We start from the raw sequence: 17,700 nt of genomic DNA, 5'->3' as shown, positions 1-17,700 counted from the left end.
CCGTAAAAGGTATTACTTAAGAATGTGACCTGCAGCGGCGTCTAGGGCATCATCAACCCCCTGGCGACCGTCAACAACGTTCTGAATGGCGTTACCTTGTGCGTACCAGAAAGCAGTCATTTGTGGAACGTTTGGCATGATTTCACCGTTCATTGCGTTGTCCATTGTCGCGGCAATACGGGCATCTTTATCAAGCTTCTGCTGGAAAGATTTCAGTGCAACAGCACCGAGTGGTTTATCAGCGTCAACTTTCGCCAGACCTTCGTTAGTCAGTAAGTAGTTTTCGATGAATTCAACGGCTAAGTCTTTGTTAGGGGAAACGGCGCTGATACCTGCTGTAAGAACGCCTACAAAAGGTTTAGACGGATTGCCATTTAGCTTAGGTAGTAGAGTGACACCATAGTTGATACCAGACTTCTCAATGTTGCCCCAAGACCATGGGCCATTGATTGTCATCGCAACAGTGCCTTTGTTAAACTCGGCTTCAGAGATGCTGTAGTCCATATCTGGAGAGATAACTTTCTTATCAACCAAAGACTTGATGAAGTTCATGCCGTATTTCGCACCCGCGTTATTTACACCTACGTCTTTCACGTCGTAGCCGTTCGCAGTAAATTTGAAGGCATAACCACCGTCAGCAGTTAGGATTGGCCATGTGAAGAACGGTTCTTTCAAGTTCCACATGATCGCTTTCTTACCATCTTTCTGAAGCGTCTTGTCCAGTGCTTCGATGTCTTCCCAGTTTTTAGGTGGGTTTGGCACAAGATCCTTGTTATAAATCAGAGAAAGTGCTTCTACAGCAACAGGGTAACCGACATACTTACCATCGTAAGATACCGCATCCCAAGTAAAATCGATGATTTTATCTTTCATCGCTTGAGAGGGATTAATGTCTGCAAGTAGGCCAGCTTTTGCATAGCCACCAAAGCGGTCGTGAGCCCAGAATACGATATCAGGGCCATCGCCAGCTGCAGCTACCTGCGGGAAACGCTCTGCAAGGTTATCAGGGAAAGCGACAGTAACTTTTACGCCAGTGTCTTCTTCGAACTGTTTACCTACTTCTGCCAAGCCGTTGTAACCTTTGTCACCATTAATCCAAATGGTAAGTTGACCTTCTTCAATCGCTGCATGTGCAGAGACAGAACCAAGAGCAGCAAGGGTACATAATGCGACTGTGCTGAGGACTTTCTTCATTATTAACATCCTTCATGATTGTTATTGGCTGTATTGCACAAGCAACTCTGCAATACAAATTTCAGTCTGTATCTTCCAACAGTATCAAGCACTCGGCATCATCCTGTGTCCTACGCCCCCACCCCCTAAGTGTGAAAAGCGTGATCTCCGTCGTTTCGCTTAGTGATGCAGATCTAATAACGACGTTTGATTGTGATACAGCGCACATACTACTGGGAATAAAAGATACCTTCAGCCCTTACAATGACAAAGTGTGATCCAAACACTCCTCCCCCCCTCATCCCCCTTTTTATTTATTGATAAGGAGGATGTTTTCACGCTTATCCTCAGCAAGAATACAACCATACCCACTGGGTAGTTGAAGACACTGTTCTTTTTGTTAGGTAATGCACTTTTGCACTAACCACTCTTTTTAAAGACGACAGCACCATTTTATTTCTTGGGGAAGTAGATAATTTGGATTTGGTCAGGGTAGACGCCTATTCCCTTAATGAATGGCGTTCTACCCAGTTTTTCTTCAATTACGCTGAAAAATTCTTTACCCGCAAGGTCACGCGCGAATAAGATGAGGCCTTGCTGGCAACAACAACTTAGAGGAATAGGCTCGATGACGAGTGTTACTTTACGAAATGTATGTAAAGCATATGGAGATAACCTGATTTCCAAGAACGTTGATCTCGATATTGCAGAGGGTGAATTCGTTGTCTTCGTAGGTCCATCAGGCTGTGGTAAGTCAACACTTCTACGTTGTATCGCTGGCCTAGAAGACATTACTTCTGGTGATTTGTACATCGGCGAAGAGCACATGAATGACGTACCTCCGTCAGAACGTGGCGTGGGCATGGTCTTCCAGTCTTATGCACTTTACCCTCACCTTAATCTGTTCGACAACATGTCTTTCGGCATGAAGCTAGCTAAAGCCGACAAAGACGAAACCAAACGCCGTGTTGACCACGCAGCAGATATCCTTCAGCTTGGCCATCTTCTTGAGCGAAAACCAAAGGCCCTTTCTGGTGGTCAGCGCCAGCGTGTTGCAATCGGTCGTACCTTAGTTTCCCAGCCAAATGTTTTCCTACTGGATGAACCGCTTTCTAACCTTGATGCCGCGCTACGTGTACAAATGCGTATCGAAATTGCCAAACTGCACAAGCAGCTCGGTTGTACCATGATCTACGTCACCCACGATCAGGTTGAAGCGATGACCATGGCACAGAAAATCGTGGTCCTTGATGGTGGATATGTCTCCCAGGTTGGCAAGCCTCTAGAGCTTTACCACTACCCGCAAAACCGCTTTGTTGCCGGTTTCATCGGCTCACCAAAGATGAACTTCATGAGTGTATTCATCGAACAAGTCGAAGCTGAGCGTGTTATGGTTCAAATGGCTGACGGCAATGCATTCTGGATCCCTGTTGATGGTACAACCGTGACCAAAGGCGAGCGCATGTCATTGGGTGTTCGCCCTGAGCACTTAGTACCCGCAGGCGAAGGCGACGCAACGATTGAAGGTAAAGTACAGGTCGTAGAAAAACTTGGCTATGAGACCCAAGCTTACCTACACCTTGAGCACATGGATGCAGACTTCATCTATCGCCGCCCTGATACCATCAACGTTGATGCTGGCGATTCATTCAAAGTCGATATTCCAGCGCACCGCTGTCACCTATTCCATAGCGATGGCAGAGCATGTCAGCGCCTATACAAAGAACCTTGCGAATAAAAAAACCCGTTTTCTTTTTTAACAAAACAAGCGCTGTTGATTAAACCAACAGCGCTTTTTTTATGGCTTGCCGATGGAGTAGCTATGACTATGCCTCTTGACCCACTCAAGAAAAACTATGACCCAGATCGGATGATAGTCCATAAAAATATGCGGATGCCTCAACTAAACCGTCACCGCAACGTACGTGTTTACCTGCCATTCGATTACGATACCAGCGCTCAGCACTACCCTGTCATTTACATGCATGATGGCCAGAATGTGTTTGAACCCGAATTGTGTATTTCTGGCGCCAGTTGGCAGGCAGCAGAACAGCTGGACGCGCTACAGCGCCAAGGAAGAACCAGCGGCCACATCGTTGTCGCTGTAGATTGTAGCCAGCAAAGAGACCATCTAGGACGCCGCGATGAGTATTCACCTTGGTCTTTCAACCCTCCGGCTGCACTTGCTGATTGGGAGCAAGGCAAAGAGCCGCAAGGCGGCGAAGGGGACGCCTATTGTGATTTTATCATCCAGACCCTCAAGCCTTATATTGATACCCATTACCGAACTCAGCCTGAGCGAGAGTCCACGACTGTTGCCGGTAGCTCGATGGGCGGCTTTATCAGCCTCTATACAGCATTGAAATACCCAGATGCCTTCTCCAAAGCCGGCGTTTTCTCACCGGCCTTCTGGTTTGCCCCAAATGAAATGAAATCGTTCATTGAAGAAACCTATATTAATCAGCCTATAGCGATTTATATGGACATCGGAACCAATGAAACCAGTGACCATTCGATAAGTTCCTTCCCTGCCCTATACCACGATTTAGCGGTTGAGTTTGCCAATAGGCTTAACCACAAATCCGCACAGCTGCAGTGTCATTTTGTGGTCGATAACGGGGGTATCCACAGTGAAACCGCTTGGGCACGTCGCTTTAGCGCAATGATAGAAAAATTGCACATTCATTGATCCAAAAGCCTTCAAGCTCAGTATTGGGTGGAACGGGAGAGGATCCGCTCCTACACTGAAAATGAAACGGCAAGTTGGTTGTACCACTTACCTGAGTGGGTATAGCTTCAAATGGAGGATCATAACATGAGCAGCCATGATAGGATCGAAGATATCGAGCAACGCCTTCACTTAGCTTATCAAGAGGGCAATTATCAAGAAGCAAAAGCACTTGAGGCCAAGATGCAAAAGCTTAGAGGGCAGCGAAACCTATACGATGACAATGAGCCCTACTCCCTTGAAGGGCGTACCTATATGGAATCCGACTGAAAATCGTGCTGCTCCTTTAGCCACCGAACTAACCGACGACCAAACAAAAAGCGCTGCAAACGCAGCGCTTTTCATTTTAGCCTTTTGAGCACGGACTAACTAAATACCCGATAGCCCAATACTGTTAATCTGTTGCCAGCGCTAGATCGGCATGCTCAACTTGCTGCTGCAGCACATGCTGACCTTGCAATACGGGAAAGACCAATGAAAGATCCGGCTTGGTAAAACGAAGATCACCCATGACTGACGCAAAGCTCGGCTGGAAAGGCTCAAGATCACGACGCTGACCATTCACGGTAACCTCTGTGCTAACCGGATCAAAGTTGATCTGAGCGGGTAACTCATCAGCATTAATCAAGAGTTGATACTTCGCTTGGTCTTCTGACATCAAATGCAGCTCAAGTTGCACAGGACAATGTGCCTGATACTGCAATTCAAAACATTGCTGACCGTGTTCATTTTGCTGGTAACTAACTAGCAGCGCATTAGACTCGCCAAAACGAAGCTCGGCATCGAACTGCTGCCATGCAGACGGTAAACAAGGTGCCAACACGATCTTGCCTGATAGTAATTCAGGCTTAAAACCGATGTAGTCCTGGTAACCATTACGCGTAAACTCTGACACCGACCATGCCTGAGCATAGGTTCCCGTCGTGGTCAGGCCGCCTTGAACATTCAAAAACGCATCAAGGTTTTCACTCATTGCGCCACGGTGGCCCAAATACAAAATCTGCTCAGACAGGTTCTTGGTTAGCTGATAAGCAAAATCGGCATAGCCGTATGCGATCAGGCTTGAAACAGTAAAACCCGCATTCCACCCCCAAATGGTACCGTTATGATAGGCTGCATCTTTGTGGTATTCGTCACGGTTGGCATGGTATGGATGGAAAATAGGATCATACTGCGACAATGACGTGATCCCCCACGGGAACAGCAATTCGCTCACGGCATTTTTCACCACCTTGGCACCAATACCTTTTTCCAGCAAACCATTATCAAACGGTACCGTTACTGTCATCAACTGGTTAGATCGAACCTGCAAATCACGCTGATCATCACTATAAAGGCGATCCGCTAACTTTTGCTGTTTATGATCCCAGAATAGTCTTTGGAAGCTCTCCCTTACCTGCTCGGCCATTTGATTGTAATGCCCACGACCCTGCTCATCACCGGTTAGCTTCGCCAACTCTACTGCCACCAATAAGCTGGTATACCACAAAGCCTGGATATCATTGGCGCGAGTACCACGGGCAGACCAAGGCAGTTTACCTTCCAGTTTGGCATCCATCCAGGTATCAGGATCGCGGTGAGTCATGAGCCCATGCTCATCAAGATAGTGCTTTTCAATACCCGCAATATAGGTTTGAACCACAGGGTAGATCGCCGCGGCGTAGTCTCTGTCGCCGCTATAGCGCAGATAATCCCAGATTTCCCGTACCATCCACGGCGTGCCGTCTGTGGTGTTATAAATTATATTGGTTAAGCTGGTAACACGGTTAGGGATACGGCCAAAATTAACGCTGCTTTCATTATTCAATTGCATTGAGGCGAAATTATCAATGATGGTCTTGGCATCTTCAAAGTCGCCATTGACCAAGGTGATCCCCGGCGCCGCAATAAAAGAGTCTCGCCCCCAACAGTCTTTAAACCAAGGCAGACCAGCCCATATTCCTTTACCAAATTCCGTTGAGACGAACACTTTCCCCGACGCTTTCGCCCACATCAAGGCACGGTTGTATTCCCTATCAGATGTCCAAACATAAGAATGGGTCAGCATGTCATACACCTGCTGCAGGTGAATGCTCACTCCATCATTATCAACTAGCGCTTTTGCCTGTGATATTGCCTCATCTTCACTTTCGGCAAAAGCCAAGTACACAGTCATCTCTGTGTGTAGCTCAGTCGAGGTCAATAATGGTTTAACATGGTGACCACTCAGGTGAAGTTTGTCTTTCAGATCTGGCGTTTCGCCAAATGTGGTTTCTTTAAAACTGAACGCCTGATTAGCACAAAGGGCTATAAACGATGGCGTGCCCGGCTGGCGCAACTCTTGCGCGAGTGAGTACACCACCCCACCCTCAAATGCCGTCACTGAAGAACTATCCATCGCCAAATTTAGCTGAGGGGCTATTGTCAGCGTAGCGGGCTTATCCGCGCGTACCGTTATTGCGGCACTGCGCTGGCGGCTTTGCTGCCCCGAAAACAGCATGAAAGTTTCTTCAATATTGTTACCAGAGTCATTGCTGAAGGCATGAGTAACACCGTACGGATAGATACGCGCTTCAGTCGCCGAGGTTTTATCATTGAGTACACCATCGACAAAGGATGCCGTCGCGCCTAGGTACCAACCTTGTTTATGGCGGTACTTACCGGCGGCCACATACCCATGGGTGACACCATCGAAATAGCCATCAATATTATCGCCAAACACAAAAGGAGCACTTTGCTCAACCCTGATCGCCAGTTCATTGAACAACGGTTCTGGATCCAGGACTTTATTTCCCTTACCAGCCACTTGCCCCTGACCTGCCATCACTGCAAACGAGGCACTGAACAGTTCGCGATTTGGCTCGCTATCAAGATTTTCGCCACCGGCTTCAATCACCATTTCCACGCTTTCATCTGACACGTTTACTGAAATTGTGTATAAGCCAGTCTCTGGCGCCATGAAGGTAAGATCATTACCAATCCCTTTGGCCGGGATCAGCGGCAGAAACTGTTCTAACTCGCAGGCAACCGCTTTATATTTATCGGCAGCAAAACTAAGTACTTCGCTCCCCTGCTGATCAGAAATCTTAAAATTATGAAGATCAGCAGAAAAACAAACGACAGCCTGATAACAGCCGTCACCAATATACGTCATTGGCGTGTCGTCACCCCACCCATTAAACGTCCCTTTGACATATAACGGCTCGTGAAAAGGTGCTTGTTCAATTGTGCTCACGTGTAATCCTTGGGTAATCGTTCATTACAAAAATGCGCAGACTCTCCAACAAGAGCTGCGCATAATATTGATGCCTATTGTTTATCTAGACATATCTAAGGCGTGTTAGCGGATCTGCGAAGCCGCAGTATCTAATGCTTCTTGGACAGTTTGGCGACCAAGAAGGGCGTTCTCGATAGCGGCACCTTCAGCAAACCAGTAAGCGGTCATTTCAGGGATATTTGGCATGATTTCGCCGTTTTCCGCATTAGTCATTGTCGCCGCAATGCGGCTATCTTTAGACAGTGCTTGCTGGAAAGATTTCAACGTCACAGCACCCAACGGCTTGTCATTGTTAACCTTCGCCAAGCCTTCATCTGTGATCAGGTAATTTTCTAGGAACTCAACCGCTAGGTCAGTGTTAGGGCTTGCCGCGTTGATACCCGCACTGAGCACACCAACGAATGGGTTTGATTTACCACCATTCAGTGTTGGGAATACCGCAACGCCATAGTTGATATTGGATTTCTCAAGGTTAGCCCAAGACCATGGGCCATTGATGGTCATCGCCACATTGCCCTTGTTAAATTCAGACTCAGAAACGGCATAATCCATATCTGCCGAGACAACCCCTTTATTCGATAGGTCAACCAAGAAGCTCAGGCCAGCAACACCCGCTTCGTTGTTTAGACCAATTTGCTTACCATCAAAGCCCGTTTCTGTTTTCTTGAACGCGTAACCACCGTTCGCTGAGATCATCGGCCAAGTAAAGTATGCGTTCTTCACGTCCCACATAATGGCTTTCTTGCCTTTAGCCGCCATTTGTTTTTCGATATCGTACAGCTCTTCCCACGTTGTTGGTGGCTCAGGCAGTAAATCTTTGTTGTAAATAAGCGAAGGTGATTCTAGTGCGACAGGGTAACCCACCAGCTTGCCGTCATAAGTTACGGCATCCCAGCTGAAATCAACTAGCTTGTTTTTAAATTCAGCAGATGGCTTAATTTCTGTCAGAAGGCCCGATTTTGCATAGCCACCGAAACGGTCATGGGCCCAGAAGATAATGTCAGGACCGCCACCTGTAGGCGCAACTTGCTGGAATTTAGCTTCCAGTGAGTCCGGGTACTGAACATTTACTTTTACCCCGGTATCTTCTTCAAATTGGCGACCGACTTCAGCTAAACCTTCATAGCCTTTGTCGCCATTAATCCAAATAAGAATTTCACCTTCCTGCATCGCAGAGGCAGCCATAGGAAAAGCAAGCGCAGCAGTCAGAGAGCACAGAGCGAAGGATTTCATCACACGTTTCATAGATATTTCCAAATTATTTTTATTCGACCCGAGCATTTTCCTCCTCCCACACGAGATGAGCATCCTCCCCCGGCCTACGCCCCCCAAACCCTAATTCAAGTCTGTGAAATTGAACACATTTTGTAGATATTGCGAAGTGACCAATAACACATCAGGGGATACGTCGCAGACACACCCAAACGGATACGGATACATATCCCCCCTTGAATAGCATTAATTCTAAAAAAAAACAGGCAACCAATCGGATATTGGCTGCCTGTATATGTACATTGCGTTTCGTCGTTAGAATATCAAATGAAGGTGCCCTTCATGGCCTCCAGCCATCGGTATGATTGTTGATGGCTTGCTCCACGGTGCCAATGGAATGGAGCCATTAGCGTCATGACTGCCGGACGGAATGCTTTGGCCACCCGGCAACTTGGAATACAGCAGCGCATCCTGAAACCATTTTTTGTTGCCAACGTACACCCCTTTTACTGCCAAGGTATTAACCAAGTCCTCAGCATAAGTTCGGTTAATTGTAACCCAATCACGCACTTTCACGACATTAGGGCCATCCAACTCCCCTTTACTGACTTCACTGGCCGCAGAATCAAAGGCTGCTTTGATGTATTTTCCGTAGTTATTACCACGCATGGCGGTTACAAACGCACCGTTTTCATCAAGATAGTAAGCGTCCACATCTGTGCCGTGCTTGTGCGATTTATGACCGATATTGCGTCCATGCTGGCCAGAAATATCATTAAACATCGTCTCGCCGAGCACCGAATTAGCATTGAGGTGTGTCAGAACAGCAGCCTGTCCCCAACCATCCCCACCTTTACTCGCATCACGGTAGCCATAGCGACGTGAAAGCGGCGTATCATGAACATGTGTCGTTTCAAAAATAGGCGTAATCAATGAAGAGTTGTTAGCAAAAGAAAGGTCAACAGGTACCGATGACAGACCAGAACTGGTGGTCAACGCAATCGAAATACTGGTATTAGCATCGCTGACCAGTGCGCCATCAACAATCGGCATCTCGAAGACGGTTTCAAGTACGCCTGGCGAGACTTGCTTGAAATCATGGTTATCGAACAGCACAACGGTTTGATTGCCGACCGTCAGTTTCGACGATGCTTTGTCGATCACCGCATCGGCTGGGGTATACTCGATTCTGGCTGCGATTGGCACATCCTCATAACTATCCGTTGCCGTCGGCACACTTAGCACATGGCGATTGCCGCTGCGCGTCAGGCCTTTCACATGGCGAAAGGTTTTTACCGCAATTTCGGACGATTCGGCGACAAACATAATGGTCACGTAAGTCGGAACTTGGCTGTCTCCGATATTTGCGGTCGCAATCGTATAGTCACACTCCATTGCCCCCGATTTTTCAATGGTCGAGGTCTTGATCATCGTCCCCCGGGTCGAGTGCGTATTATTCACTTTCCCGCTCATTGACTGATTGTTATTGCCGCAAGACCAGGTGAATGCCCAAGTGTCGTTATAAATATTATCAGGATTCGTTGTGTAAACCGGATACTCGTTAGTGGAGACATCGACAACAACATTGAACGCGGTGATCTCAGCCGGGACATTGAAACTATGTGTTCTGCTGACAGTAACATTCTGCGTACCCGCTACCACCTGATCGTCAATCAGTATTTGACTTGAATCTTCCGCTTCAACTGAACGAGGCTTGACCGTTTGCTGGTGCGGTACTGCTGAGCGTGGATGAGGGATATATGGCTGGTTCGTAGCGGTAACTCGGGAATATGCTTGCTCCCCACTAACTAAAGCCGCCTTCGACGCTATACCGCCGTTATTAGCCACTAGCTCGACCTCGACAATACTTCCCGCAACATCTACGGCAAATAACGCAATCCCCTTAAGCGGCGGCTCGCCGGTATCAACAATACGTAACTGGTAGGAATCAGTAGGGATTGACGGAAACTCATACGTACCCGAATCGCTGACAGTGGTTTCCATGTTGATATTATGGGTGAAGGAGCTCAGCACCAGCCTTGCCGTCGAAGGTAAAGCGACTGCTTGGCCGTTGAGGGTTACCTCGCCTTTTAGTGAATTGGTACCGGGATAAAATTTAACCAAGCTATCGAAAGACTCATCGTTATCATTGAAGCCACTTATCGATAATATCTGCTGACCATCTCCGAGCAGCGCATCAAAATCTGGTTTCTTGCTGGCCAGCAAAGTAATCGTACCGCCGTCGATAGCAAAGTACTCTGTCACATTGTACACATCGCTTCCGCTATCCAACATCATATGCAGGTATTTGGGATCAACCGTCTGCAACTGCCCGACAGCGTTGACTACCGAAAAGCTAAACAGGCTGGTCGCCGAATTGACAGGGTAAATATACCCGCTGTCAAAGCCTGACGGGATGAGATCAAGCGCTATCGCAATGGGGGTCTCATTACCATCATCATCAACAAGGTAACCCGCCACTTTTTCTACAAGTGGTGCCATGCTAGAACGAACATCGACGCGGTAAATCGCGGTTTTGTCACTGCCCACCTGAAAGCGCAATGTCTGGTCCTCACCGCTGTCATTGGGCGAAATAAAACTCAACGTTCCATTGTTGTAGTCAAGCGACTGCACTGCCGACCCATCAACTTGGATGACAGTTTCAGATTGTGGAGGGGTTGATAGCGATTGGACAATATGCGAAAGCGGTGCGGCATTATCCATGACCAAGCTTTCGACATCTTCATACGCGTAAGCGCCAACCTCAATGCTCTCCTTGGCTTCGGAACTGTTAGACCGGCAAGTCAGCTCAAATTTATGGGTACCTTTATCAATAACAGAAATAGTCTGGGTACCGGAAGTAGGCTTCTCTCCCTCCCAAGCCCCGCTTGCCACACAAGCACGGGCATTCTCCGCCTTCCACGTAAGCGTCACTTCGCCCTGCTCGATAATTGTGTCATTGTCAGCACGATATACCAAAGATACCGCCGGATCAGCGTCCGAGTCTGATCCCGAATTACATCCTGCTAATACTGACGCAATCACGAACCCTAACCACGGTTTTTTAATACTCATCAACTTTCCTTATTTAGGTTAACATCCTTGCTTTCACTGCCTGTCAGCACCAATCCCGCACGGCGGCGACCCTTTATCCTTTACATTTTCAGGCCTGTTGGTGGCTCTCTCAAATCAAAATACTCCAGCGGCTTTATCGTATTGATCCTGAATTGCGTTCAGTTCAAGGGCAAAGTGCTTCTATTTGAATTCGGGGTCTTCATCAGTGACTCTCAACAGCAGTCAATTAGCTCTAGGCTACTGTTTATGCAACAGCGCTGTCAGAAGAAACCATAAAAATAAATCAAGTTTCCGACCCACCACGACTTTGTTGACTAAATCGTACTGAACCACCGGCAACTATCGTGATCTAAACCGGTACACCTTGCTCTGGAAGTGATATGAAGATAAATAAAGGAAGGACGGGGAGTTCATGGCATGAGAATAATAGGCTGGCCGATTGGCGATGTTGTCGATATACCCAATACAGCTACAGGAAAAACAAACATGCAGCTGTACTGGGTTAAAAGCGCGTGCCGGTTATTTATCCACCAACCCCAATTTGTTCGATAGAGGATCGATAGCCCATCCCTGCAGCACAACAGAAATCAACACAATAAAGAACACCATATGGATCATCTCTTGTGAACCTGGAACGCCAGCAGAGGCCGGGATCAGGGCGAACACAATCGGAGTGGCACCTTTAAGACCAATTGCTGAGATAAACAATCTCTTCTTAAACGACACCCTTCTAAATGGCAGGTAGCTCAGGAAAACCGCCAGAGGTCTAGCAATGAATATCAGCGCGAACGCCGGTATAATTGCTGCCCACATATCGGCGAATAACTCTTTCGGGAAAAATTGTAAACCGAGAATAATAAACATTAACGCCTGAGCAAGCCACGATAAGCTGTGAAAGAAGTGCTTACTAACCTCTCGCCCTCGCTTAAGTTCATTACCAATAAAGACACCTGCCACATAAGAAGATACAAGAATATTCCCACCCAGAAGATCGCTACCGTATGCCGCGATAAAGAAGCTGGCAAGGATAAACACAGGGATCAGACCATACTCCTCAAGCTTGATTTTGTTAAGCAACCAAACGCAACACCAACCAATAAGGTAACCCGCACCTAAACCAACAATGATTTGCTGTACAAGCTCTATTCCTATGCTAAGACCGCTTATCTGCTGGTCAGTATTCACCAACATTTCGGTGAGAATAGCCACCAGTAGCAAGGCTACGGGGTCATTGGTTGCCGATTCAAACTCCAAAATGGTATCGGTTGATTCTTTAAGTTTGAGTTTCTTTGATTCAAGGATAGAGAATACAGCAGCGGCATCAGTTGAAGAGACAACCGCCGCGAACAGCAAACATGTGATGATATTAAAATCAGTGATGAAGTACAGCAACCCACCGAAAATGACTGTGGTAAATAACACCCCGACACTAGAAAGTACCCCACCTTCTTTGTAGGCCACCTTGATACTGCTTTTTGAGGTATTCAAGCCCCCGACAAAAACAATCACATTCAGGGCCAAAGAGCCGATAAATGAGGTTAACGCCAAATCGTCATAAACAAAATTAAATTCACCATTACCAAACAATAAGCCGACACCGATGAATATCAGTAGTGAAGGCAAGCCCAATGTTTTTGATGGTTGATGAAGAAGGATCCCGATAGCAATCAAGGCCGACATCCCTAGCATGATTAATTCTGTACTCAATAGACTTCTCCCAATAACACGGATGAATAACAACTTGGTAACTCAAATTGTACCATGCGCACTATTGCTTAGAAGATAATGTTTGCTGACAAATTGAAATTATTATAAAAATTGATGTTACCAAATATTAACTATTTTTGTGATCTACATCTATTTATAGTTGTTTCGCATAGTAACGTTCCAATAAAAAAGCCACATTGCTGTGGCTTCTTCCGAGATGTGTAACGAGCAACGGGTTGTGATTACTCCGCGACTAACGACAACACCAAGCAGTCAAGCGCTCGCACATCAAGTTGGAGACTCCCCAGCCCATTTTCTACCACCAGCACGGCATCAGTCTTAGCATAGAGCTGTTCAACCAAAGCATACTCACCATCTGTAAGCTGCCATTGATCAATTAATGCCACCGGCAGTGACAACGTCACTCTACCTTTTGCCTTTTCCGCAAAATTGGCCAGTATCACTAACTTCTCGCTGTCATCAAAACGACTGAAAGCAAACAGCTGGTCATCATACCCTACGCCATGCTGACGGTTATGAGAATGGAGTTCCTGGTACTCCTCCATCAATGCAGAACTAGTCAAAGAAAAGTTCATCAAGCGCTGGTAGAAATCACGCAGCCCGCGCTCCTCTTCCGTTAGCAGCCCGCCGTCAAATTCGCCGCAATTCATCCAGCGTTGGTGGGTAGGTACACCGAAATAATCAAAAATGGTAGTACGAGATGCTAAGCCAAAGCCTGCATCTTCAACCCCAGCTTCACCAACTTCCTGACCAAAATAAAGCATGGTCGGTGATGTGCTCAGTAACGTTGATACCAACATGGCAGGTTTACCCTTGTTAGCATCACTTGCAAATTCCGGACTGGCAACACGCTGCTCATCATGATTATCCAAGAAGTGAAGCATATGATGTTCAATATCCATCAGTTGCTCTTGAACCTCAACAATCGCATCGGTAGAGCCCTTGCCCTGCATGATTAATTTCAACGCATCGTACAGATCAACCTTGTCATAGAGGTAATCCATTTTGCCTAGATGGATGTAATCACGGTACAAATCCGGCTGGTACACTTCAGCCATCAAGAAAGCATCAGGGTTAACTTGTTTGATTGAGGAGTTCATAAAACTCCAGAACTCAACCGGTACCATTTCCGCCATGTCATAGCGGAAACCATCGACCCCCATCGCCAGCCAATACAACGCGATATCACGGAACTTGATCCATGAATTTGGCACCTCTTTATCTTGCCAAAAGGCAAAATGCGCGGCGTGGTCTTGCTGATCATAGCCTGCAGGCAGTTCATTAAAATCTTTGCTGCCATCAGGACGGATACCGTAATTCACCTTAACGGTTTCATACCAGTCATCGAACTCAGGCTTCGCCAACCTTGACCCATTACCGGTCCATTTGGCGGGTACTTCTTCAAACGGCTTAGTCATCAATGAATGGGGTTCACCACCAAGAGGTAAGTAACCATCCTGTGCGTCTGGAACCGAGAATGCCTCTCCCGGAATATAGTAGAAGTTATTATCTTTGTGATAAGCCACACTGGTGTCATCAGATGCACCGAAATCTTCAACGCCTTCCGGATTAGTCAGGCTTTGATAGCGCCTTGCTACATGATTAGGAACGATATCAATAATGACTTTCAGGCCATGTTTATGCGAACGCTCAATTAACGCCTTGAATTCATCAAGTCGGTTGGCCGGGTCAATGGCTAAATCGGGATTGACATTGTAGTAATCCTTGACGGCATAAGGTGAGCCTGCCCGGCCTTTTACCACACTTGGATGATCGTTTTCGATACCATACTCAGTGTAATCTCGCACCAAAGCATGATGCGGTACCCCGGTATACCAAATGTGGGTCACACCCAGCGCTTTAACTTCACTGAGTGCCTTATCGGTAAAATCGGCAAACTTGCCAACACCGTTTTCCTCTAGCGTACCCCAAGGTTTGTTGGTGGTATTGGTATTGCCGAACAAACGGGTGAACACCTGATATACCACTTCTTTGTTTTGCTTAGTCGCGCGCTTTTTAGCAACGAATGAATGCGTAGAATCTGTCATGAAAATAACTCAATATAAGCAAATAGAAGAACGGGCAGACGATCGCCTACCCGACATACCCAATTTTCTGCAAGGCGAGGATTCGAAAAACACCTTGTTCTAGTAGGTATTGTTTAAATTTTATCCCCTTACTTTTTAATCAACTCGAGGAACGTCGCTTCCGCCGTGCTTGAACCTGCTCGTTTGGCTTCTTCCATCAAGGTCAGGGCTTTTTGCATATCATTGCTCTCTACAGCCGCTTTGATCTGGCTGTTATAGAAAGCCTCACTCTCCGGTAGCATCTTCGGCGCAGACGGAGCCGCAATACTCGCTGCAGCGACTGTTGTTGCCACTACAGGTGCCGCAGTTGTCGTCGTCGGTGCCACCGCTGATTTAGGGGCTGCCGTTGCTCGGTATGAACGTAGCGCGACAGGTTTAAGATCTAGCTCAAGTGAGCCGAATTTCTGATGTTGGATAACCGGATCAGTCACCATCGGGCGAGCCAGGCCAAGTTCTTCAGCACGGATGCGCTCAGGGTGTGGCACTTCAATTTGTCCTTCGCGGTATTCAAGCGGAGAATACACCACCATATATGGCGTTGCCGTTTGGCTCATCTCAAAGCGCTTGTGGTAACTATTAAACTGGAATAATGACGACGGTTTAAATGCAAAATCGGTCAACTCATAAGACTCAACGACTTGGAAAGTCGGACTGAGCAAAAGTACTTTTGGTGCAAACACACCAGATGTGCGCATCCAACTTTTTAGGTCGATACGCAAACGTTCAATATTTTCTGGCAGTACAAAACCCGCAAAGTAGCTTTTTCCTTCGGGAAAATCACCTATTTGTGAATGCTCATCAACAGCAAAATCAATGCTATTTCCACTCATTGGGACCCACGAAAATTCACTGTAAGCATTACAACAAGCAGGTTGAGAAATCGTAACGTCTTTCACATTTTCTGTCGTTGGGGTGCTTGCACAACCAACCAGTGAAGCCGTCAGCAGTGCCGCTAATGTTAGTTTCATTATTTTCATTCTATCTCCTACACCCATACAGCAGGGTGGGTATATATCTATTTGCTTTCACTAATCTACTTTAAAAAGCCAATAGGTATATAGCCAATGTAACTTAAAAAGGCAGCCCGAGGGCTGCCTTGATAAAAACGTGATTTAGAACCAGATTTCAGTGTGAACACCGATAACCGTTTCACTGTCACCATTACGGATACCAATCTGTTTCGCACTCGCACGATCATCAGCCATGATGTGGCTTACGTATGGTTTGATCTGTGGGCGGCCAAAGTAATCAGCGTTAACTGTGATTGGAGCAGCTAGCTCAACGTTATAGATTTCGCTCTTAACATCATCACCACTACGTCCCCAGTAACCATCTTTACCGTTTTCATAACCGTATGAAGCAGTCATTTCAAGACGTAGGTTGTCGTTAACTTTGTAAGACGGACGAACAGCAATTAACATGCGCTCAAGATCTTCAGCACCCCACAATTCATCCAGCGCAGCGATATAGGTTACTTCCGAGCCCATCTGCCAATTATCAGAAATGTTTAGTACGCCGTAAGATGTAAAGAAAATTGACTCTGCATTATCATTACCGCCTGACCAGCTACCAAAGTTCACACCACGGTTTTGCGCAATACCTGTACCGTAAGCAACAGCCGTTTGTGTCCAACCGTCTAGGCCGTAGTAGTCACGGTTATAGGTAATAGACGCGCCGATACCGTCATCATCACTGTTAGCTTGTGACATAAACTTCAAGTCAAAGTCAAAGCTACCGCCAAGTGCCTGAACACCGTAGTAGTACAAATCTACAGAAGTTAGTGTATTGCGATCAATTCGATTGCCATCTTCATCTTTTTCAACATCGTTGATCGTACCATCAGCATCGGCTGAAACGACTGCGAGACCCGCCGTATTGCCGCCAAGCTTAGTTTGCACACCGGCACCAACACCTGAAGACTGCTTCCAGAACTCACCAGAAAGAATACCCGCAGAACGGTTTAGGAAGCGCTGACCACCCCATACTGATGTGTCTTCACCCAAGAAAGAAATACCACCAATTTCAACAAAGGTTTCTTTAATTTCAAACTGACCGTCATGGTGTTCTTGCTTTTGGCTACCAGGAGATGAGTAAGCATATGAGTTACCGTTACCGTACTCTGAACGTACTACGAAATCAGACCAAACACCGTTTTGGTGTTCTGTACGCTTCTTGATTACAAATTCAACTTGGTTTGTACTCTGTCCGTGTGTACCAGCAGTTTTGTAATCTGGCTTACCATACTCTGTATCGACTGTTTCACCTTCAACCATGCGGTAGTTCATAGATGCGTATCCATGTACTTCCCAACCATCAGAGATGATATCAGTGGCAGATTCAGCGGCTACGTTGTGTGAAGCTAGCGCGGTAAGTAATGCCGCTGCTACAGGTACTAACTTGTGTTTCATAGGAGTGTCCCTTACTTATATTTTTATTGTGAT

The 17,700-nt window shown here is 46.7% G+C and carries 11 protein-coding genes; 3 read left to right on the top strand and 8 right to left on the bottom strand.

From position 1 onward, the window contains the following. Nucleotides 1-12 precede the first annotated feature (12 nt). Entirely contained in the window at nt 13-1,194 is a 1,182-nt protein-coding gene (malE, locus tag C9I99_RS11465; RefSeq protein WP_107349019.1) for a maltose/maltodextrin ABC transporter substrate-binding protein MalE, read from the bottom strand. A 607-nt stretch (nt 1,195-1,801) separates the two neighbouring features. Here malE (C9I99_RS11465) and malK point away from each other — a divergent pair. The 3 genes from malK (at nt 1,802) to C9I99_RS11450 (ending at nt 4,171) form a co-directional block, all read left to right on the top strand. Beyond that, nucleotides 1,802-2,911 (top strand): maltose/maltodextrin ABC transporter ATP-binding protein MalK, encoded by a 1,110-nt coding sequence (gene malK, locus C9I99_RS11460; RefSeq protein ID WP_107349018.1) that lies wholly within the window; start codon nt 1,802-1,804, stop codon nt 2,909-2,911. 84 nt (nt 2,912-2,995) lie between these two features. After that, nucleotides 2,996-3,862, top strand: coding sequence for an alpha/beta hydrolase (locus tag C9I99_RS11455; protein ID WP_107349017.1), 867 nt, complete (start codon nt 2,996-2,998; stop codon nt 3,860-3,862). 126 nt (nt 3,863-3,988) lie between these two features. Then, a complete protein-coding gene (locus C9I99_RS11450; protein WP_107349016.1) occupies nt 3,989-4,171 on the top strand; it encodes a hypothetical protein in 183 nt (60 codons plus the stop codon). A gap of 124 nt (nt 4,172-4,295) precedes the next feature. Here C9I99_RS11450 and C9I99_RS11445 read toward each other — a convergent pair whose 3' ends face one another. The 7 genes from C9I99_RS11445 to C9I99_RS11415 all read right to left on the bottom strand — a co-directional run bounded on the left by C9I99_RS11445 (nt 4,296) and on the right by C9I99_RS11415 (nt 17,667). Next, entirely contained in the window at nt 4,296-7,115 is a 2,820-nt protein-coding gene (locus tag C9I99_RS11445) for an amylo-alpha-1,6-glucosidase (RefSeq protein ID WP_107349015.1), read from the bottom strand. A 105-nt stretch (nt 7,116-7,220) separates the two neighbouring features. Then, entirely contained in the window at nt 7,221-8,402 is a 1,182-nt protein-coding gene (gene malE / locus C9I99_RS11440) for a maltose/maltodextrin ABC transporter substrate-binding protein MalE (protein ID WP_107349014.1), read from the bottom strand. Between the two features lie 282 nt (nt 8,403-8,684). Then, nucleotides 8,685-11,444, bottom strand: coding sequence for a hypothetical protein (locus C9I99_RS11435; protein ID WP_107349013.1), 2,760 nt, complete (start codon nt 11,442-11,444; stop codon nt 8,685-8,687). Nucleotides 11,445-11,963: 519 nt separating this feature from the next. Beyond that, nucleotides 11,964-13,151: a potassium/proton antiporter gene (locus C9I99_RS11430; protein ID WP_107349012.1), complete on the bottom strand. Its 1,188-nt coding sequence runs from the start codon at nt 13,149-13,151 to the stop codon at nt 11,964-11,966. 242 nt (nt 13,152-13,393) lie between these two features. Continuing rightward, a complete protein-coding gene (locus C9I99_RS11425; RefSeq protein WP_107349011.1) occupies nt 13,394-15,220 on the bottom strand; it encodes an alpha-amylase family protein in 1,827 nt (608 codons plus the stop codon). A gap of 128 nt (nt 15,221-15,348) precedes the next feature. Next, nucleotides 15,349-16,236 (bottom strand): MalM family protein, encoded by an 888-nt coding sequence (locus C9I99_RS11420; protein WP_107349010.1) that lies wholly within the window; start codon nt 16,234-16,236, stop codon nt 15,349-15,351. A gap of 135 nt (nt 16,237-16,371) precedes the next feature. Then, nucleotides 16,372-17,667 (bottom strand): carbohydrate porin, encoded by a 1,296-nt coding sequence (locus C9I99_RS11415; protein WP_107349009.1) that lies wholly within the window; start codon nt 17,665-17,667, stop codon nt 16,372-16,374. Nucleotides 17,668-17,700: the final 33 nt, after the last annotated feature.

This window comes from Photobacterium lutimaris, assembly GCF_003025555.1.
GTDB lineage: Bacteria > Pseudomonadota > Gammaproteobacteria > Enterobacterales > Vibrionaceae > Photobacterium > Photobacterium lutimaris.
This window is presented reverse-complemented; position numbering and strand designations above follow the sequence as displayed.

Excerpts from the sequence above, each read along its gene's own strand:
- C9I99_RS11435 (WP_107349013.1), bottom strand. The coding sequence starts at position 11,444 with ATGAGTATTAAAAAACCGTGGTTAGGGTTCGTGATTGCGTCAGTATTA.
- C9I99_RS11420 (WP_107349010.1), bottom strand. The coding sequence starts at position 16,236 with ATGAAAATAATGAAACTAACATTAGCGGCACTGCTGACGGCTTCACTG.
- malE (WP_107349014.1), bottom strand. The coding sequence starts at position 8,402 with ATGAAACGTGTGATGAAATCCTTCGCTCTGTGCTCTCTGACTGCTGCG.
- C9I99_RS11455 (WP_107349017.1), top strand. The coding sequence starts at position 2,996 with ATGACTATGCCTCTTGACCCACTCAAGAAAAACTATGACCCAGATCGG.
- malK (WP_107349018.1), top strand. The coding sequence starts at position 1,802 with ATGACGAGTGTTACTTTACGAAATGTATGTAAAGCATATGGAGATAAC.
- C9I99_RS11425 (WP_107349011.1), bottom strand. The coding sequence starts at position 15,220 with ATGACAGATTCTACGCATTCATTCGTTGCTAAAAAGCGCGCGACTAAG.
- C9I99_RS11450 (WP_107349016.1), top strand. The coding sequence starts at position 3,989 with ATGAGCAGCCATGATAGGATCGAAGATATCGAGCAACGCCTTCACTTA.
- C9I99_RS11415 (WP_107349009.1), bottom strand. The coding sequence starts at position 17,667 with ATGAAACACAAGTTAGTACCTGTAGCAGCGGCATTACTTACCGCGCTA.
- malE (WP_107349019.1), bottom strand. The coding sequence starts at position 1,194 with ATGAAGAAAGTCCTCAGCACAGTCGCATTATGTACCCTTGCTGCTCTT.